The 18,182-nt window shown below is 65.5% G+C and carries 15 protein-coding genes; 7 read left to right on the top strand and 8 right to left on the bottom strand.

What is annotated here, in order from left to right; all coding sequences use genetic code 11:
* Window positions 1–148: 148 nt before the first annotated feature.
* Together ACLV74_RS22500 and ACLV74_RS22495 are read left to right on the top strand one after the other, a co-directional pair.
* Window positions 149–1,423, top strand: a complete 1,275-nt coding sequence (locus ACLV74_RS22500; RefSeq protein ID WP_411881652.1) for an SPFH domain-containing protein — start codon at window positions 149–151, stop codon at window positions 1,421–1,423.
* Entirely contained in the window at window positions 1,423–2,844 is a 1,422-nt protein-coding gene (locus tag ACLV74_RS22495; RefSeq protein ID WP_411881651.1) for a hypothetical protein, read from the top strand. The genes ACLV74_RS22500 and ACLV74_RS22495 overlap by 1 nt, the downstream gene beginning before the upstream one ends.
* A gap of 8 nt (window positions 2,845–2,852) precedes the next feature.
* Here ACLV74_RS22495 and ACLV74_RS22490 read toward each other — a convergent pair whose 3' ends face one another.
* Both ACLV74_RS22490 and ACLV74_RS22485 read right to left on the bottom strand, forming a co-directional pair.
* Entirely contained in the window at window positions 2,853–3,689 is an 837-nt protein-coding gene (locus tag ACLV74_RS22490; protein ID WP_411881650.1) for a creatininase family protein, read from the bottom strand.
* An 811-nt stretch (window positions 3,690–4,500) separates the two neighbouring features.
* Complete coding sequence (locus tag ACLV74_RS22485) at window positions 4,501–7,488, bottom strand: L-glutamate gamma-semialdehyde dehydrogenase (protein WP_411881649.1); 2,988 nt, start codon at window positions 7,486–7,488, stop codon at window positions 4,501–4,503.
* A gap of 121 nt (window positions 7,489–7,609) precedes the next feature.
* Between ACLV74_RS22485 and ACLV74_RS22480 the strand changes: the two genes are divergently transcribed.
* A complete protein-coding gene (locus ACLV74_RS22480; protein WP_411881648.1) occupies window positions 7,610–8,089 on the top strand; it encodes an Lrp/AsnC ligand binding domain-containing protein in 480 nt (159 codons plus the stop codon).
* Between the two features lie 92 nt (window positions 8,090–8,181).
* Window positions 8,182–8,727, top strand: coding sequence for a DUF3617 domain-containing protein (locus ACLV74_RS22475; protein WP_411881647.1), 546 nt, complete (start codon window positions 8,182–8,184; stop codon window positions 8,725–8,727).
* A gap of 156 nt (window positions 8,728–8,883) precedes the next feature.
* On the opposite strand, the gene ACLV74_RS22470 is transcribed toward ACLV74_RS22475, so the two are convergent.
* Window positions 8,884–9,585 (bottom strand): YggS family pyridoxal phosphate-dependent enzyme, encoded by a 702-nt coding sequence (locus tag ACLV74_RS22470; protein ID WP_411881646.1) that lies wholly within the window; start codon window positions 9,583–9,585, stop codon window positions 8,884–8,886.
* Window positions 9,586–9,633: 48 nt separating this feature from the next.
* Here ACLV74_RS22470 and ACLV74_RS22465 point away from each other — a divergent pair, with 48 nt between their 5' ends.
* The 3 genes from ACLV74_RS22465 to ACLV74_RS22455 all read left to right on the top strand — a co-directional run bounded on the left by ACLV74_RS22465 (window position 9,634) and on the right by ACLV74_RS22455 (window position 12,992).
* Complete coding sequence (locus ACLV74_RS22465; RefSeq protein WP_411881645.1) at window positions 9,634–10,677, top strand: type IV pilus twitching motility protein PilT; 1,044 nt, start codon at window positions 9,634–9,636, stop codon at window positions 10,675–10,677.
* Window positions 10,678–10,851: 174 nt separating this feature from the next.
* Complete coding sequence (locus tag ACLV74_RS22460; protein WP_411881644.1) at window positions 10,852–11,988, top strand: PilT/PilU family type 4a pilus ATPase; 1,137 nt, start codon at window positions 10,852–10,854, stop codon at window positions 11,986–11,988.
* A gap of 89 nt (window positions 11,989–12,077) precedes the next feature.
* Entirely contained in the window at window positions 12,078–12,992 is a 915-nt protein-coding gene (locus ACLV74_RS22455; protein ID WP_411881643.1) for an NAD(P)-dependent oxidoreductase, read from the top strand.
* Between the two features lie 61 nt (window positions 12,993–13,053).
* Here the strand turns inward: ACLV74_RS22455 and ACLV74_RS22450 are convergent, their stop codons facing one another.
* The 5 genes from ACLV74_RS22450 to ACLV74_RS22430 all read right to left on the bottom strand — a co-directional run.
* The gene (locus tag ACLV74_RS22450; RefSeq protein WP_411881642.1) at window positions 13,054–13,710 is read right to left on the bottom strand and encodes a BON domain-containing protein; all 657 of its coding nucleotides are present in this window, start codon (window positions 13,708–13,710) and stop codon (window positions 13,054–13,056) included.
* Window positions 13,707–14,306, bottom strand: coding sequence for a phosphoheptose isomerase (locus ACLV74_RS22445; protein WP_411881641.1), 600 nt, complete (start codon window positions 14,304–14,306; stop codon window positions 13,707–13,709). Before ACLV74_RS22445 ends, ACLV74_RS22450 begins: the two co-directional genes overlap by 4 nt.
* A 123-nt stretch (window positions 14,307–14,429) precedes the next feature.
* The gene (locus ACLV74_RS22440) at window positions 14,430–16,397 is read right to left on the bottom strand and encodes a response regulator (RefSeq protein ID WP_411881640.1); all 1,968 of its coding nucleotides are present in this window, start codon (window positions 16,395–16,397) and stop codon (window positions 14,430–14,432) included.
* Window positions 16,390–17,271, bottom strand: a complete 882-nt coding sequence (locus ACLV74_RS22435; protein ID WP_411881639.1) for a sensor histidine kinase — start codon at window positions 17,269–17,271, stop codon at window positions 16,390–16,392. The genes ACLV74_RS22440 and ACLV74_RS22435 overlap by 8 nt, the downstream gene beginning before the upstream one ends.
* The coding region (locus ACLV74_RS22430; protein WP_411881638.1) for an ATP-binding protein at window positions 17,268–18,182 on the bottom strand (915 nt) is incomplete at its 5' end. The genes ACLV74_RS22430 and ACLV74_RS22435, both read right to left, overlap by 4 nt.

Below are 18,182 nucleotides of genomic sequence, written 5' to 3'. Positions count from 1 at the left end.
TGTTTCTTCCGTTGGCGGACGATTGCCGCCGGCAGGCCGCGCAAAGACACCGCGCGCCCTCATTGAATGCTCCGGGCCCGGTTCGAACAATGGAGGCCAGAGAGAACGCAGTCCGCGCCTCTCGCCAAACCCACCGGAGGAGCCTTTCATGAACCCACGTTTGAGCCGCATCGCCCTGCGCATACGCGCCATCTTTTCCAGGGGGGTGCACGGCACCCGCCGCATCGCCGCCACGGGAGTGCGGCGCGCCGCCAGCGCCAGCGGCCTGATGATCGCCACCGCCGCGGCGGCCGGCGCCGGCTACCTGCTGTGGGTGCACCCGCCCGTGGAGTCCGTGGCGCGCGGCGACGTGGCCATACGCACCAACCAGCTGACCGGCGGTGTGGACGAATTCCGCGAGGGCTCGCTGCTCTTGCTGCCCGGCCTGCATGAAGTGCGCACCTTCTCGCTGCGCGACCAGGTCTACCGCCCCGAAGGCAGCAGCCGCGCCGACGGCCCCTCGCCCTTCCAGTCGATCGAAGGCATGTCGCTGGGCGTGGACCTCACCGTGCGTTATGCGCTGGACCCGGCCAAGGTCAACGCGCTGTCCAAAAACCTGCCCGACGACATCGCGGGCCAGATCGTGCAGCCCGCCGTGCAGGGCGTGATCTACAAGACCTTCACCCGCTACACCGTGCGGGAGATTTTCTCGACCAAGCGCGCCGAGATCCAGCAGCTCATTGAAGCCGAACTCAAACCCAAACTCGCGGCCGACGGCATCCTGCTGCGCACGGTGCAGATGGGCAAGGTGGACCTGCCCGCCGACTACCGCCAGGGCATGGACAAGCTGCTGGCCGAAGAACTCGCGACGGAAAAAATGCGCTACACGCTGGCACTGAAGGAAAAACGCGTCAAGGAAACCGAACTCGACGCGATGGCCGACAAGGTGCGCCGCGAGACCAACGCCCAGGCCGCCGCCAGCGAGCAGGTGATCGCCGCCCGGGCACAGGAGGAAGCCATGAAGCACGTGCTGCCCTTCAAGCAAAAGCAGATCGAGCAACGCCAGCTGGAAGCCGAAGCCGACAAGCAGTCGCGCATCCGCACGGCCGAAGGCAGCGCGCAGGCCAGGCGCATTGAAGCTTCGGGCGAGGCCGATTCGCGCCAGAAACTGGCGGATGCCGAAGCCTACCGGCTGGACCGCGTGGGCAAGATCAACAGCGAGCAGATGGCGCGTGAAGGCGTGCTGATCACGCGCCACCCGCTGCTGATCCAGAAGACCATGGCCGACAAGCTGAGCGACAAGATCACCGTGATCATCGCCCCGCCCTCCACCGACGGCGGCTTTGTGGGCGCGGGCCTGCTGGGCAGCGCGCCCAAAGGCGGCCGCACCGTGGCACAAGCACCTCGCGGCAACAACGCGCAAGAAGAGCAAGAGGCCGAATAATGATCACCACCGCACTCCTGACTTTGGCCATCGTGACGCAGGACCAGGCCACCCTGCGCGCCGCGCCGCGCGATTCGGCCGCGCAGCAAGCCGCCCTGTGGCAGGGCGACGCGCTGGAAATTCGCGGCCAGCGCATGGACTACATGCAGGTCTACGACCACAGGCGCGAACGCGCGGGCTTCATCCACGTGAGCCAGGTGCGCACCGTCTCGCTGCAGCCCGAGGACGCGCCGCAGTTGCTCTCGGTGGTGCGCTTCCTGCGCGAAAGCCCTGGCGCCGAAGCGCTGGGCATTGCCTACACCGCCGCCTACCTGAAGGCCGCGCCGGCCGAGGCCATAGGCGCTGAAGCGTTTGACGCGCTGGGCACCATGGCCGAGCGCCTGGCGCGCCGCGCATCGATGAAGCACGGCAAGGCCACCAGTGACGTGATCTCCGCGCACATGGAAGTGGCGTCTTTTTACGGCGTGAGCTTCAAGGGCTATGAGCAGGGCGGCAGCATGCAGCTTTGCTATGACGGCGAGGCCTTTCGCCGCGTGCTGGCGTTGCCATCGGACGCGGAGCAGCGCGCCCGCGCCGCGCTGGCCGTGACCCGCCACGATTGCATGAGCCCCGACCTGCACCCGCAGGAGCGCCTGGCGCAGGACCAGTGGCGCGCCGAGGTGCTCGACAAAATCAGCGCCGCGCAGTTCGCCCAGCTGTCCGAAGTCAGCAAAAACCGCTTGCGCCTGCGCCGCGCCGGCGTGTTTGCCAGCCTGGCCTTCGGGCAGGCGCGCCGCGACCAAGCGCCCGCGGCGGCGGCCCAGCGCGCCATCGCGGAGCTCGCCGCGGTGAACAAGCTGGAACTGACCGACAGCGACAGGCAGGACTACAACGACGCGGCGATACGCGTGGGTGCCTCGCGCTGGGCCGCCGAAACCGCCCTCCCCCGCTTTGCCAGGTTGACGCTGGCCACCGAAGCCGGCCAGGCCGGCGAAACCTGCGTGGCGCTGTATGAAAACAAGGCCGACGGCAAACCCGGCAAGGAGGCCGTGGCCAGACGCTGCACCTACGGCATCGTCTGGGCCGCCTCCGCCAGCGCCCACCCCGACGGCCAGGCGCTGGCGCTCGCGGTGCAGCCTCTGGATGCCTGGCGCGAACTGTGGGTGTTTCGCAAGCGCGCCGGGAAGTGGAACATCGATGTGCTGCCGCCCGCCAGCAACGACCCCGAACTCGGTTATGTGGAATTTGCAGGCTGGGTGCGCGGCGCGCCGCAGATGCTGCTGGCCCGCGAGACCCGCATTGCCGGGCGCCTGCGCCGCAATTTCGAAGTGGCGCGCCTGGACAGCCTGACAGCGGAGAAGCAGGCCGGCGACCCGGGCACGCTGGCCGCCTTCCGCTGGCAGGACGCCGCGTGGAAGCGGCAGACGGTGATCCTGCGCTAAACCAGTTCTTAAAAAGCCGTTTTATCGCTCAGCGTATCGGCCGGCAACTGGTCGATTTCCACCAGCAGCCGCGCCAGGCTGCGGCCCGCCGCGCCCAGCAGGGCGCGGCCCTTGTCGGCGGTGGCGACGGCCGCATTGCCGACGGCGCCGTGCGGGTTGTAGTCCTGCATCTGCCAGGCCAGCTTGGCGCTACGGCCGTCGCCCAGAATGCTGAATTTTTCAGCGCGATCCTGCGAGGTGGAATGAAAGTCTTGCGCCTTCGCCATGTCGACCTGCTCCGGCTTGAGCGCCAGCATCATGGAGGTTTCAATCTCGCCGGCATGGATGCCGAAGCGGTGCTCCGCGGCGCTGAACAACTCGTTCACCGGCTTGCCGTCTTCACCGGTGAGCGGCAGGTTGAACCAGTTCACGCTGTAGACCAGCATGCCCAACCGGGCCCGCAGGTCGCGCGCCACCACGTCGAGCAAACCGACCTGGCCGCCGTGCGAATTGAGCAGCACCAGTTTTTTAACGCCGGTTTGCGCGACCGACTCGGCCAGCTCGGTCCACAGCCGTATCACCGTTTCGGCTTTCAGCGTCAGCGTGCCGGCAAAGCGCGTGTGCTCAGGGCTGAAACCCACGGCCTGCGTGGGCAGAAACAGGATGGGCTGCGTGGCCGGCAGGTGCGGCAGGGCCGCGGCTATCACGCCCTCGACCAGCGTTGCATCCACATTGAGCGGCAGGTGCGGGCCGTGCTGCTCTGTTGCCGCCACCGGCAGGACCGCGATGCAGCGGGCCAGGTCCAGCTTGGCGAAGTCTGGGGTTTTGAGGGTGGACCAGTGGCAGGGAGAGGTTGGGGTGGGCATAAGGGGTATTTTCGCCGGTTCTTGCTCCGGCGGGTGCGCCCTCCTCTTAGTCCTGCTGGCCGGGTCTCGCCCCGGCGGGCGACTTACGTTCTTTTGCTTCGCCAAAAGAACGTAAGCAAAGTTCACGCAGTGGGGATTCGCTCACTTCGCGAAGCGAAGTTACGCGAATACCAAAAGGCAACCCTGGTTGCTGCGTCCCTCCGCTTCGCTGCGGGCAACCTGCGGTGCTCGGTCCAGACGGGGTCAAAAACAACTCGCCTTCGGCTCAACAAGTTTTTGCCCTGATCCGTCTGGCCCCGCGCTCCTCGGCGCATCCACAAGGGGTGGGAGCGGGGAGGGGAGATACCAAACAGCCGAAGACAAACCCCGAATACCGAAAACCACAAGGACACGCCATGGCGAGTCCTTGTTTGTATTGGTATTGGTTTCTTTGTCTTCTGTCCCCGCTCCCGATCCCGATTGCCCCTTGTGGATGCGCCGAGGAGCGCAGAGACAAGCGGATCAGGGCTGGCGTTGTCTGAGCGAAGCGCAGCGTAGCGAGTTTAGCCAGACCCCGCTTGGCTCGAGCACCGCAGGTTGCCCCGGAGCGAAGCGCAGGGGACGCAGCAACCAGGGTCGCCTTTCTTTTGGGTACTTTTGGTGTTTGCGTAACTTCGCTGCGCGAAGTGAGCAAACCCCGCGCGCGTAGCGCGCCTTTGGCGAACAAAGAAAACCCGCTTTGCGGGTTTCGGTAAAAGTGCCTCGCCCGCCGGGGCGAGTCCCGGCCAACCGCCCTCAGCAAAGAGCGCAAAGGCCGAAGCAAGACCCGGCCTCAAGCCCCTCCAGCCAGGAGAGCAGCATTCCCCCCGGCAGCCGTCGTATTCACCGTCACCGTTTGCTCGGCACAAAACCGGTAAAGGTAATGCGGCCCACCGGCTTTGGGGCCGGTGCCGGAGAGCCCCTCTCCGCCGAACGGCTGCACCCCCACCACCGCGCCAATCATGTTGCGGTTCACATAGATGTTGCCGACGTGCGCGGCCGCCGCCAGCGCCTGCGCGCGGGAGTCGATGCGGGTCTGTATGCCCAGAGTCAGGCCGTAGCCCAGCGCGTTGATCTGCGCGATCACGGCCTGCGGGTCCTTGAGATCGCCGCTGCCCCATCGAACTACCTGCAGCACCGGGCCGAAGATTTCGTCTTTCACTTCGGCAAGGCTGCGCACCTCAAAGGCCGCGGGGGCGATGAGGTTGGCCAGCGGACCGGACACGGCCTGCGTGCGCCCGGCCGGCGTGACCAGCGCCCTGGCGCTTGAACCCAAACGCTGCAAATGCTTCTGGATGTTGTCAAACGCTTCGCGGTCTATGACCGGGCCGACGTCGGTGGCAAGGTCGGCGGTTTCACCCACCACGAGTTCCTGCGCCGCGCCTTTGATCATGTCGATCACGTGGCCGGCAATGCCTTCATGCACGCACAGCAGGCGCAGCGCCGAGCAGCGCTGGCCGGCACTGCGGAACGCGCTTTGCACGACCGCGTCGGCCACCTGCTCGGGCAGCGCCGTGCTGTCGACCAGCATGGCGTTGATGCCGCCGGTCTCGGCGATCAGCGGGACGATGGGGCCGTCCTTGGCGGCGAGCGCGCGGTTGATGATTTTTGCGACCTGGGTGGAGCCGGTGAAGACCACGCCGGCGATGTGCGGCGCCGCCACCAGCGCGGCGCCCACGGTATCGCCGGGGCCGTGCGCAATCTGCAGCGCGCCTTCGGGCACGCCGGCCTGGTGCAGCAGCTTCACGGCTTCCCAGGCAATGCCCGGCGTCTGTTCGGCGGGCTTGGCCAGCACGGCGTTGCCGGTGGCCAGCGCGGCCGCGACCTGGCCGGTGAAGATGGCCAGCGGGAAATTCCAGGGGCTGATGCAGACCCAGACGCCGCGCGCCGTCAACCGCAACTCGTTGGTCTCGCCGGTCGGCCCGGGCAAGGCCACAGGCCGCATGATGCGCTCGGCCTCGTTGGCGTAGTAGCGCAGGAAGTCCACCGCCTCACGCACTTCCGAGACGGCGTCGCCCCAGGTCTTGAAGGCTTCTTTCACCAGCAGCGCGCAGAACTTCGGCATCTGCGCTTCCATCGCGTCGGCGGCGCGGCGCAGGATGGCGGCGCGTTCGGCCACGTCCACCTTGCTCCATTGCTGGTAGCCGTTGACACCTGTCTTCGCAAGGTCGGCGGCGCGCGCGGCGTCAAACTCCGGCACCACCGGCACCGGCGTGGTCTCCAGCGCGGCCAGCAGCGGTGCGCGCATGCTTTCAACGGTCAGGTCCAGCCCCAGGCTGTTGGCGCGGCCGGCGCCGTAGAGCGCGGGCGGCAGCGGCAGCGAGGCGTCGGGCTCCAGCCGCAGCGGTGAGGTCAGCAGTTCGCCCATGCCGACCGACTCGTCGGCAAGCTGGTGCACAAAAGAGGAGTTGGCGCCGTTCTCCAGCAGGCGGCGCACCAGGTAAGCCAGCAGGTCGCGATGCGCGCCCACGGGCGCGTACACGCGGCAGCTGATCAGCGGGTTCTTGAGCACCTCGCGGAACACGCCCTCGCCCATGCCGTGCAGGCGTTGCAACTCAAACGGTACGGCGTTGCGCGAGGCCATCTGCAGGATGGCGGCGATGGTCGCGGCGTTGTGGCCGGCGAACTGCGGGTAAATGGCATCGGGCGCGGCCAGCAGGGCCTGCGCGCAGGCGAGGTAAGACACGTCGGTATGGTGCTTGTGCGTGAACACCGGGTAGTGCGGCAAGCCCATCTCCTGCGCGCGCTTGATTTCCGAATCCCAATACGCGCCCTTGACCAGGCGGCACATCAGGCGCAGCTTGTACTTGCGGGCGATGGCGGCGATGTGGTTTATCAAATCCAGCGCGCGCGTCTGGTAGGCCTGCATGGCCAGGCCGAAGCCCTGCCACTGGGGGTGATGCTTTGCGACCAGCGCGGCCAGCGCTTCAAAGACATCGAGCGAGAGTTCCAGCCGGTCGACTTCCTCGGCGTCTATCGTGAGGTTGATGTTGGCGCGGGCCGACAGCTCGCACAGGCCCCAGACGCGAGGCACCAGTTCGGCCATCACGCGCTCACGCTGGGCGTCTTCATAACGCGAGTGCAGCGCGCTGAGCTTGATGGAGATGCCGTCGTTTGTTTCCGTGGCGCCCGTTGCATCGGCGCCGGCGGCGATGGCCCGGATGGCATTCGTGTAGCTGGCCAGGTAACGCAGCGCGTCGGCGTCGGTGCGCGCGCCCTCGCCCAGCATGTCGTAGCTGAAACGCAAATTCGGGATTTTTTTGCGGCTGTCGTCGGCCTCGCCCATGGCGTCGGCAATCGTCTGGCCCAGCACGAACTGGCGGCCCAGCAACTGCACGGCGCGCAGCGTGGCCGCCACGACAGTGCGCGCACCGAGTTTGCTCATCAGGTTGGGCTGGCCGCCCTCGGGCAAAAACATCTTGGACATCGAGATGGCCGAAGCCGACAGCCGCGCCATCACGCCGTCGCCGGCGCCGTCAAAATCCGCGCGCCCGAGTTGGTCGGCCGTCAGGGCGATCGCCGTTTCGGCGTCGGGCACGCGCAGCAGGGCCTCGGCCAGGCGCATCAGGGCCAGGCCTTCGGCGCTGGAAATCGGGTATTCCTTGAGCAGGCTTTCCATGGCCCAAAAGGGCGGCGGGTTGTCGCGCACGGCCTGCACCCAGGGCTGGGCGGAGTGCGCCGCTGCCGCCCAGTCCAGCGCGCCGGCAAGGCCCCGCAGCTGGCCGGCCACGACGTCGGCTTCAGGGCGGTAAGGGAAGGGCAGGCGGGGGGAAGCAAACATCAGGGGCTCCAAGGTGGATTGCACGGTTTGGGACGGGTATTGAGTGAATGCAACGATGTTCCATTGAATAATGCCGAATTTCCCGCTAAATTTGAAGAATTAACCGAATAACTCACTAGTCATGTTTGAAGCCTCCCCAGAAATTGACCGCATTGACCTCAAAATCCTGAATGTTCTGCAGCAGGACGGCCGCATTTCCAACCTCAAGCTGGCCGAGAGCGTGGCCCTGTCGCCCACGGCCGTGCTGGCCCGTGTGCAGCGACTGAGCCGGGACGGCTACATCCTGGGCTATGAAGCGCTGCTCAACCCGCTCAAGCTGGGCGCCGGGATGATGGTGTTTGTGGAAGTGCTGCTGGACCGCACCACGCCCAACGTCTTCGAGGCCTTCAAAGCGGCGGTGCAGGTGCACCACGAAATCAGCGAATGCCACATGGTGGCCGGCGGCTTCGACTACCTGCTCAAGACCCGCATGGCCGACATGGCGGCCTACCGCTCTTTTGCCGGCACCGTGCTGTGGCAGCTGCCAGGCGTGCGCGAAACCCGCACCTATGCGGTGATGGAAGAGGTGAAAAATACCACCCGGCTCGCGCTGGGGGTGTGAAGCCCGTCCAGCGCTTGCAAACCTGCGGGCGCTGGCAATAATGCGAGTTTTCCATCCCCATCCAGACCTCTCGCCTTCAAACAGGACTGCCTATGAAACACCGCCTCGCCCTCCTGGCCACACTCACGCTGGCCCTGGCCACCGGCGCCTACGCCCAGAGCACAAAACCGGGCCTGTGGGAGATCAACACCAAAATGCAGTCGTCCTCCGGCGAGATGGAAAAAGCCATGGCCAACATGGAAAAGCAGATGGCGAGCATGCCGCCCGAGCAGCGCAAGCAGATGCAGGACATGATGGCCAAACAGGGCGTGTCGATGGGAAGCGCCAGCGGCGGCGGCATGAGCATGAAGACCTGCCTCACCAGGGAAATGGCCGAGCGCAATGAACTGCCGCAACAGCAGCAAGGCGACTGCAAGACCACCCAGTCGCCGCGCAGCGGCAACACCATGAAGTTTTCCTATGTCTGCACGCAGCCGCCTTCCAGCGGCGAAGGCGTGATGACCTTCTCTGGCGACACCGCCTACACCATGAAGATGAACACCACGACCACCGTCAAGGACAAGGCCGAGAAGATGAGCATGGATTCCTCGGGCAAATGGCTGTCGGCCGATTGCGGCTCGATCAAACCAAGGAAATAGCCCCCACGGTCGCTCACTGCGTGTAGCTCCCTCCCCCAAGGGGGCCGCTGCGCCTGCGGCCCGGCAAAGCCGGTTCCGCGGCCCCTGCTGGTATTTAGAATCCCTCCCCGTTCGCCCTGAGGTATCGAAGGGCAGCGCTAATCTAGCGAGCGGAAGTCATCTCTTGCCAAAGATCGCGGTACCCACGCGCACCATGGTGCTGCCCGCGTGGATCGCAGCCTCCAGATCCGCCGTCATGCCCAGCGACAAAGTATCCATCGGTATCGGCAGCACACCGGAGGCGTTGACCGCATCAAAAATGGCTTTGCTCCTGGCGTGCAACTCGCAGGCCGCGTCGAAGTCGGCGGCGGGTTCGGGGATCGCCATCAGGCCGCGCAAGACCAGGCGCGGCAGTTGCGCGACTTCCTGCGCCAGGGCCTGGACATCGGCCGGCGCCAGGCCCGACTTGTTGGCGCCGCCATCGACATTGACCTGCAGGCAAATCTGCAGCGGCGGCAGGTGCGCAGGCCGCTGCTCGCTCAGGCGCTGGGCAATCTTCAGGCGGTCCACCGACTGCACCCAGTCGAAGTGTTCGGCCACCAGGCGGGTCTTGTTGCTTTGCACCGGGCCTATGCAATGCCACTCCAGCGCCGGCACGGCCGGCTGCTGCCGCAACGCGAGGATTTTCTCCACCCCCTCGGCGATGTAGTTTTCACCGAAGGCTCGCTGCCCGTCCGTGGCCGCATCGGCCACGGCCTCGGCGCCGAAGGTTTTGGATACAGCCAGCAGACGTACGGTCGCCGGGTTCCGCCCGGCGGCGACGCAGGCCGTGGTGATACGGTCACGGACTAGCTGGAGATTGCGCACAATCGTGGTCATAATCGAACTGTAAACTTAGTTTGAAAACCATTTTCAAAAGGGTCCGGGATGGATATCACGCAGTTGCTGGCTTTTAGCGTCAAGAACAAGGCGTCTGACTTGCACTTATCGGCCGGCTTGCCGCCCATGATCCGGGTTCACGGCGACGTGCGGCGCATCAACATCGACCCGCTGGACCACAAGCAGGTGCATGCCATGGTGTACGACATCATGAACGACACCCAGCGCAAAACCTACGAAGAATTCCTGGAAGTCGACTTTTCCTTTGAAATCGACGGGCTGGCCCGCTTCCGCGTCAATGCCTTCAACCAGAACCGCGGCGCCGGCGCCGTGCTGCGGACCATTCCCTCCAAAATCCTGACGCTCGAGCAGCTCAACGCCCCCAAGATTTTCGGCGAGCTGGCCATGAAGCCGCGCGGCATGGTACTGGTCACCGGCCCCACCGGCTCGGGCAAGTCCACCACGCTGGCGGCCATGGTCAACTTTTTGAACGAAAACGAGTACGGCCACATCCTCACGGTGGAAGACCCGATCGAGTTCGTGCACGAGTCCAAAAAATGCCTGATCAACCAGCGCGAGGTCGGACCGCACACCCTGAGCTTCAACGCCGCGCTGAAATCCGCGCTGCGTGAAGACCCGGACGCCATCCTGGTGGGTGAAATGCGCGACCTGGAAACCATTCGCCTGGCCATGTCGGCCGCTGAAACCGGCCACCTGGTCTTCGGCACGCTGCACACCTCCAGCGCCGCCAAGACGATTGACCGGATCATCGACGTGTTCCCCGCCGAGGAAAAGGAAATGATCCGCTCCATGCTGTCGGAGTCGCTGCAGGCGGTGATCTCGCAGACGCTGTGCAAGACCAAGGACGGCGCGGGCCGCGTGGCGGCGCACGAGATCATGCTGGGCACCAGCGCCATCCGCAATTTGATCCGCGAAGCCAAGGTCGCGCAGATGTACTCCTCCATCCAGACCGGCAACAGCGTGGGCATGCAGACGCTGGACCAGAACCTGACCGAGCTGGTCAAACGCAATGTGATCTCCGCCGCAGAGGCTCGCGGCAAAGCCAAGATTCCAGAGAACTTCCCAGGCTAGAGATATGGCCCCCACGCTTTTCACTGCGTCTTCGACTGCGTGTAATGCGCTGCCCCCCGAGGGGGCCGCTGCGCCTGCGGTCTGGCAAAGCCAGTCCCGCGGCCCCGGCTTGGTTGAAGATCCCTCATCCCTTGCCGTGTTTTCGGCTGCAGAATTTGATTAAAGGAGTCGTTCATGGAACGCGACCAGGCCAGTAAATTCATCAACGACCTGCTGAAACTCATGGTCAGCCGCAACGGCAGCGACCTGTTCATCACGGGCGACTTCCCGCCGGCCATGAAGGTGGACGGCAAGGTCACCAAGGTATCACCGCAGCCGCTGAACGCCGGCCACACGCTGGCGCTGGCCCGTTCCATCATGAACGACAAGCAGGCGGCCGAGTTCGAACGCACCAAGGAATGCAACTTCGCGATTTCCCCGCCCGGTGTGGGCCGTTTCCGCGTGAATGCCTTCATCCAGCAGGGCAAGGTCGGCATGGTGATGCGGACGATTCCGGCCGTGCTGCCCACCATCGACGGGCTGGGCGTGCCCCAGGTGCTCAAGGAAGTGGTGATGAGCAAGCGCGGCCTGACCATCCTGGTCGGCGCCACCGGTTCGGGCAAGTCCACCACGCTGGCCGCCATGGTGGACTGGCGCAACGAGCAGTCCTACGGCCACATCATCACGATTGAAGACCCGGTGGAGTTCGTGCACGCGCACAAGAACTGCGTGATCACGCAGCGCGAAGTGGGCCTGGACACCGACAGCTGGGAAGCGGCCCTGAAAAACACGCTGCGCCAGGCGCCCGACGTGATCCTGATGGGCGAAATCCGCGACCGCGAGACCATGGAACACGCCATCGCCTTTGCCGAAACCGGCCACCTGTGCCTGGCCACCCTGCACGCCAACAGCGCCAACCAGGCGCTGGACCGCGTGATCAACTTCTTTCCCGAAGAGCGCCGCACCCAGCTGCTGATGGACTTGTCCCTCAACCTCAAAGCCATGATCTCGCAGCGGCTGGTCCCCAAGCAGGACGGCAAGGGCCGTTTCGCCGCGGTGGAAGTCATGCTCAACTCGCCGCTGATCTCCGACCTGATCTTCAAGGGCGAGGTCTCCGAGATCAAGGAGATCATGAAAAAGAGCCGCAACCTGGGCATGCAGACCTTCGACCAGGCGCTGTACGACGCGTTTGAGAGCCACTTCATCACCTACGAAGACGCGCTGCGCAACGCCGACTCGGTGAACGACCTGCGCCTGCAGATCAAGCTCAACTCGCAGCGCGCCAAGTCGACCGACCTGGCAGCCGGCACCGAAAACTTCGCCATCGTTTAAGGCCGGTCCGCCTGCCGGCCTCGCGCCGGCGGCGGCCGCCTTCTGCCTTCCTTCCTCGTCTCCACGCACCCACATCCTCAGGCACCCCCATGTCCAGCACCGCATCCAAAACCTACGAGTCCTCCACGCCCCGCCAGGTCGCCTTTCTGGGCCTGGGCGTCATGGGCTACCCCATGGCCGGGCACCTGGCGCTGGCCGGGCACTCCGTCACGGTCTACAACCGCAGCCCGGCCAAGGCCGCCGCATGGGTCGCCGAATTCGCCGCCAGCCCCAAGCCCGCGCAGGCCGCCCTGCCGCGCCTGGCGGTGGCCGGCGCCGACATCGTGTTTTGCTGCGTCGGCAATGACGACGACCTGCGCTCCGTCACGCTGGGCGCGGACGGCGCCTTCGCCGGCATGAAGCCCGGCGCGATTTTTGTCGACCACACCACGGCTTCCGCCGACGTGGCGCGCGAACTCTACGCCGCGGCCGCCAGGCTGGGCCTGCAGTTCATCGACGCCCCTGTGTCGGGCGGCCAGGCCGGCGCGCAGAACGGCGCGCTCACCGTGATGTGCGGCGGCGACACGGCAGCCTTCGACGCCGTCAAGCCGGCCGGCATGGCGTTTTCCAAAGCCTTCACGCTGATGGGCGCCAGCGGCGCGGGCCAGCTCACCAAGATGGTCAACCAGATCTGCATCGCCGGGCTGGTGCAGGGCTTGAGCGAAGCGGTCGCATTCGGCCAGAAAGCCGGTCTGGACGTGAACCAGGTGCTCGACGTGATCGGCAAGGGCGCGGCGCAAAGCTGGCAGCTCGACAACCGCGGCAAGACCATGGTGGCCGACAAATTCGATTTCGGTTTTGCCGTCGACTGGATGCGCAAGGACCTGGGCCTGGTGCTGGACGAGGCCAAGCGCAACGGCGCCCGCCTGCCGGTGACGGCACTCGTTGACCAGTTCTACGCGGACGTGCAGGCCATGGGCGGCCAGCGCTGGGATACCTCAAGCCTCATCAAGCGCCTCAAGTAAGACGCAGATTTCAGGCGCAAAAAAGCGGCTGCCCGGTGCAGCCGCCTTGTTTTGTGCGGCTTCAGCCGCCCGCGGGCTTGGGCTGGGCCGGTGCGGCGGATTTGGCCGGCAACATGCGGGCCAGTTCTTCTTCGCTGATGATTTCAAAAATGCGGATGACCTTCTGCACGCCGGGGGTGCCGCGCACCACGTCGGTGGCGCGATCGGCTTCGCGCTGCGTGACACGGCCCATCAGGTAGGTCGTGCCGCGCTCGGTCACCACCTTGAAGGCGTTGGAAGACAAGTCACGCGCATCGACCAGCATGGCCTTGACGCGGCCGGTGACCAGCGTGTCGGAAGAGCGCTGCGTCAGGGTCGATGCGCCCATGACGGCCAGTTCGTTGACCACCGAGTTCACGTTCTCCACGCGCGCGACGATCTGCTCGACCAGCTGCTTGTCCTGGGCATTCGGCACCTCGCCCGTGAGCAGCACCTGCCGGTTGTAGCTGGTCAGGTTGACGTGCACGCGCTCGCCGACGTTGCTGCGGATGCGGCTTACGGCGCGCAATTCGATGCCTTCGTCTTCAAGCTGCGCGCCCGAGGTGCGGCGGTCGGTGGCGACGAACGCGCCGCTGGCCACGCCCCCCACCACCAGGGGGAAGCAGGCCGTCAGGGCCCCGCAAAGCAGGGTCGTCGTGACGACGGCCAAGGTCAGGCGTTTAAACGGAACAAATTTCATACAGAGGTCTCCTGGTCGCCAAGTAACTGGGTGTCCACACCGTCGCAAATGCAATGGAGGACGAGAAGGTGCACTTCCTGGATACGCGCGGTCCGCTCATGCGGCACGCAGATGTGCACATCGGTTTCACGCAAGGCGTGGGTGATCTTGCCGCCGCCGCGGCCCGTCAGGGCCACCACGGTCATTTCACGCTCGTGGGCGGCCTCGATGGCGGCCAGCACGTTGGCCGAGTTGCCGCTGCTGCTCATGGCCAGCAACACGTCGCCGGCGCCGCCCAGGGCCCGCACCTGCTTGGAGAAGATCACCGAGAAGTCGTAGTCGTTGGCGATCGCCGTGAGGATGGAGCTGTCCGTCGTCAGGGCGATGGCGCCGAGCTCGGGCCGCTCGCGTTCATGGCGGCCGACAAACTCGGCGGCGAAATGCTGGGCCGCGGCGGCCGAGCCGCCATTGCCGCAAGCCAGCACCTTGCCGCCGCTGGTGACGCTGGCCAGGATCGCCTGCACAGCCGCGGCGATGGGCTTGGACAGGACTTGCGCGGCCTGGTACTTGAGGTCGGCACTGTCGATGAATTGCTGTTCTATGCGTTGTTCAAGCATGGGGCAATGATAGCGGGTCGTGATGTGGGACCCGGGTTCGATTACAGCTTCTCACGATTCACCGGGGACGTCACGGCATTGCGGCAGGCTCGGCGCCGGCTGCCATTCACGGCAATGAAGACGTCAGCGAAGCGCCAGGGCATTGATGCGGGTGACCAGTTCGTGGGCGTGCAGGGGCTTGGCCAAATGGGCGTCGAATCCCGCCTCCAGCGCGCGTTCGATGTCCTGCTGCCGCCCGAACGCGGTCAGGGCAATCGCCGGCAGCCGCCGCGACCCGTTGTTTTCGCTTTCACGCCGCCGCAGCTCCCTGATCAGGTCGTAACCGTCACGGCCGGGCAAGCCGATGTCGCTGATCAGGATGGCGGGGTGGTTGCCATCGAGGGCCTGGATGGCTTCTTCGTAATCTTTCGCGGTGACCACGGCGGCGCCCCGGTCCCTGAGGATCAGGGTGAGCATTTCGCGGTTCTGCGGCTCGTCCTCGACCACCAGAATCACCAGCCCCGACAGGTTGGAATCCGGGTCCAGCCGCGCGGAGTCGACGCTCAGGTTCTCGCCGTGCAGCGGCCCGGCCAGCGCGGGAATTGTCAAAGTCACCGTGGCGCCTTTGCCCAGGCCTTCGCTTTCGACCACGACCGAGCCCCCGTGCAGTTCCGTCAGATGCTTCACGATGGCCATGCCCAGGCCCAGCCCGCCGTGCGAGCGGTTGCCGGGTGTGGCGCCCTGGGAGAACTTGTCGAAGATGGTGCGAAGAAAGTCCGGCGCGATGCCCTTGCCGTGATCCCGCACCGTCAAAACCAGCGAATCATCGACACGCCTCAATGAGGCTTCGATGGCTCCGCCGGGTTCGGAGAATTTGATAGCGTTGTTGAAGATGTTCCAGAACATCTGCTGGAAGCGCGTGGCGTCCAGCCATACCGGCTCATGCGCGGAATCGGCCTCCAGGGTGACGGTCAGGCGCCGCTGCTCGACCGCCTCTTTCATGCCGTCCAGCGCGGACGACAGCACCGCCGCGGGATCGATCAGCTCGCGGTGGAGCGTCAGCTTGCCGGAATTGATGCGGGAGACGTCGAGGATGTCGGAGATGATGCGCGCCTGGGCCTGTACGTTGCGCTCAATCATGCGCAAGCCCGTCATGGTCTCAGGTGTCCCGCCGCGTTTGAACAGCACGTGCAGGCCCATCAGCATGGCGTTCAGGGGGTTGCGCAACTCATGGGACAGGACCGCGATGAAATTGTCCTTGGTCTGGCTGTGCTGCTCGGCCGACGTGCGCGCGGCTTTTTCCCGCTCCAGCAGGCTCTCGCGCTGCTCTTCGAGCTTTTTGCGGGCGGAGATATTGGAGACGACCCCCACGCGCAGGCCCGGCTCGATGTGCGGCGACATCGTCCATTCCAGGTGGACTTCTTCGCCATCCGGCAGCGCAAGCGCGAAGACCTCCCGCCATTGCCGCGCCGGCAGCTCGTCCTGTTCGACCAGGGCGCGAACGGCCGCCGTCCATTTGGGCGGCGCCAGTTCAAAAACCTTGCGCCCCAGGACCTCATCGGCCGCGCGCCCCAGCATGCGCAGCAGGGCCGGGTTGGCTTCGACGATGGTTCCGCCGGAATCCACCAGGGCGATCCCGGTTTCCGCCTGCGTGTAGATCGCGCGGAATTTGGCCTCGCTTTTGCGCAGCTGCTCCTCGGCGAGCCGCGCGCGCACCAGGGCCTGCACGGTCGCGATCAGGATAGGCGGCTCTGCCGGGTGTGTCAGGTAGGCGTCGGCGCCGGAATTGAGCCCCGCCACCTTGTATTTGTCCTCGACGTAGGTCGCGGAAAGATGGACCACCGGCACCACGGCGGTTTTGGGCTTTGCGCGCAGCATGCGGCAGACCTCGAAGCCCCCTATGTCGGGAAGATGCACATCGAGCACGACCGCGGAGATATTGTTTTCGCTCTTGCTCAGGGCCTCGGTGCCGTTCGCAGCCTCCTCGGTCTTGAAGCCCGCGGCACGCAGCGTCCTGGCGGTCGCGTACCGGGTCGCCGGATTGTCGTCGACGACCAGCACCGTGTGTTCGGCGCGGTCTATGGTGATGCCGACGACGTCCATGTCAGCCATGCGCGGCTTCCGGCGCGCCGGCCGGGATGGCCACAAAGAACGTCGAGCCCACGCCGGGTTCGCTGGTCAATCCCACCGTGCCGCCCAGCAACTCGGCGAGCTTCTTGCTGAGCGACAGGCCGAGTCCCGTGCCGCGCAGCCTCTTCTGGATCGGTGAATCGATCTGGTTGAAGTCCTTGAACATCGCGTGGTGGAATTCCGAGGCGATGCCGATGCCGGTATCGGCCACCGAGAACACCACCATGCCGTCCTCTCCCCTCCTGGCCGAGACTCTCACCTCGCCCTTCGCGGTGAACTTGAGCGCGTTGGAGATGAAGTTGCGCAAAATCTGCGCGAGCTTGCGGTCGTCGCTGAACAGCTTGGGAACGTCGTGCGGCTCTTCGAACACCAGCAGCAGGTCGGGATTGGTCAGCACCGGCTTGAACATGCCGCGCAGCGTGGAAAACAGGTCCACCATCTCGAACCAGTCCGGCGAAATGTCGATGCGCCCGGCCTCGACTTTGGCGAGGTCCAGCAAATCATTGACCATGTCGGAAAACTCGACCGAGGTCTCCTGGATGAATTTGACCTGGCGCTCCTGCTCGTCGGTGAGCGGGCCGTCCACCCGGTCCAGCAACAGCCTGGCGATGCTCAGCACCGAACCGATGGGCGTGCGGAACTCGTGGCTCATGTAGGCGAGGAAGCGGCTTTTGAGTTCGGTCGCCTGCCGAAGTTCATCGGCCTGGGCGTCCAGTTCGGCATACAGCGCGAGCACGCCGCGGTTCGTTTCGTCGAGTTCGCTGCGAAGCGATTCGACGTCCTGCCTGCTGGCCGCGAGTTGGGCCAGCAGCTCTTCGCGGCTGGGCACGTCCAGCAGCTGTGCCGGCGTGTTCATTCTTTCCTCCGCGCGACCAGGATGGTCGCGTCGTCGCGGCCACGGCAGAAATCGCGCATCAGCAGGGCGGCGGCCAGGCTCGGGTCGCGCCCGAGCAGCGGCGCGATCGCCGCGCCGGGCCAGCGCTGCATGATGCCGTCGGTGTGGATGGCAAAGGCCGCATGGTCGGGCCAAGCCGTGGAAATCTCTTCGGGCTTGCGGATCTGCAGGCCCGCCGTGCCGTGCTGGGTCAGCAGCGTGCGGTCCGAGACACCGGAGAGCACGCGCATAACCACATTGCCCGCGCCCACCGACCGGATGGCGGAGGCGCCCATGTCCAGGAACGCAGCGGCCACCGCGGCGCCGCGTGTCGATCTCAGCGTTTCATGGATGGATTGCAGCATGTCGGACAGGTCATGGAAGGGCTTGCGCCGAAAGTGTGCCACAGCGGCCTGCGCGGCTTCTTCCGCCATGGGGCCGTGGCCCAGGCCGTCCGCCATGAAGACCGCCGCCTTGGGGCCGTCGACGGCCAGTATCCAGCCATCCCCGCTCACGGTCTCGCCGGGCGCCGGGGTCGCGACATAGCCGAAGCGAAACATCCCGTCATGGCGGTGCGGCCGCGCACGCACGCGGGAAACAATCAGCGTGCCGGAAGGCACTGCGGAATAGATGTCGAAATCGTCGGACAGCCTTTTGGCGGCGCCCAGGCCCGTTCCGGGGGTGCCGCCGGTGGAAAAACCGTCGCGCATGCACCTGTCGATATCGTTAATGCCCGGCCCTTCGTCGATGGAGAGGACTTCCAGTTCCGGCGGGCTTTGGTCGAACTCGCGCGAGGCGACCAGCAGCCGGCCCTGCTTTGCGTGCTTGACCAGGTTGGTACCCAGCTCGGTGACCACCAGCGCGACCCGCCCCGCCGCGACCTCATCAAAGCC

Origin of the sequence: Polaromonas sp. YR568, from assembly GCF_943369415.1 — a bacterium.
Lineage (GTDB): Bacteria > Pseudomonadota > Gammaproteobacteria > Burkholderiales > Burkholderiaceae_C > Polaromonas.
This window is presented reverse-complemented; position numbering and strand designations above follow the sequence as displayed.

Excerpts from the sequence above, each read along its gene's own strand:
- ACLV74_RS22500 (WP_411881652.1), top strand. The coding sequence starts at position 149 with ATGAACCCACGTTTGAGCCGCATCGCCCTGCGCATACGCGCCATCTTT.
- ACLV74_RS22470 (WP_411881646.1), bottom strand. The coding sequence starts at position 9,585 with ATGACCACGATTGTGCGCAATCTCCAGCTAGTCCGTGACCGTATCACC.
- ACLV74_RS22435 (WP_411881639.1), bottom strand. The coding sequence starts at position 17,271 with ATGAACACGCCGGCACAGCTGCTGGACGTGCCCAGCCGCGAAGAGCTG.
- ACLV74_RS22455 (WP_411881643.1), top strand. The coding sequence starts at position 12,078 with ATGTCCAGCACCGCATCCAAAACCTACGAGTCCTCCACGCCCCGCCAG.
- ACLV74_RS22475 (WP_411881647.1), top strand. The coding sequence starts at position 8,182 with ATGAAACACCGCCTCGCCCTCCTGGCCACACTCACGCTGGCCCTGGCC.
- ACLV74_RS22450 (WP_411881642.1), bottom strand. The coding sequence starts at position 13,710 with ATGAAATTTGTTCCGTTTAAACGCCTGACCTTGGCCGTCGTCACGACG.
- ACLV74_RS22445 (WP_411881641.1), bottom strand. The coding sequence starts at position 14,306 with ATGCTTGAACAACGCATAGAACAGCAATTCATCGACAGTGCCGACCTC.
- ACLV74_RS22490 (WP_411881650.1), bottom strand. The coding sequence starts at position 3,689 with ATGCCCACCCCAACCTCTCCCTGCCACTGGTCCACCCTCAAAACCCCA.
- ACLV74_RS22495 (WP_411881651.1), top strand. The coding sequence starts at position 1,423 with ATGATCACCACCGCACTCCTGACTTTGGCCATCGTGACGCAGGACCAG.
- ACLV74_RS22465 (WP_411881645.1), top strand. The coding sequence starts at position 9,634 with ATGGATATCACGCAGTTGCTGGCTTTTAGCGTCAAGAACAAGGCGTCT.
- ACLV74_RS22485 (WP_411881649.1), bottom strand. The coding sequence starts at position 7,488 with ATGTTTGCTTCCCCCCGCCTGCCCTTCCCTTACCGCCCTGAAGCCGAC.
- ACLV74_RS22440 (WP_411881640.1), bottom strand. The coding sequence starts at position 16,397 with ATGGCTGACATGGACGTCGTCGGCATCACCATAGACCGCGCCGAACAC.
- ACLV74_RS22460 (WP_411881644.1), top strand. The coding sequence starts at position 10,852 with ATGGAACGCGACCAGGCCAGTAAATTCATCAACGACCTGCTGAAACTC.
- ACLV74_RS22480 (WP_411881648.1), top strand. The coding sequence starts at position 7,610 with ATGTTTGAAGCCTCCCCAGAAATTGACCGCATTGACCTCAAAATCCTG.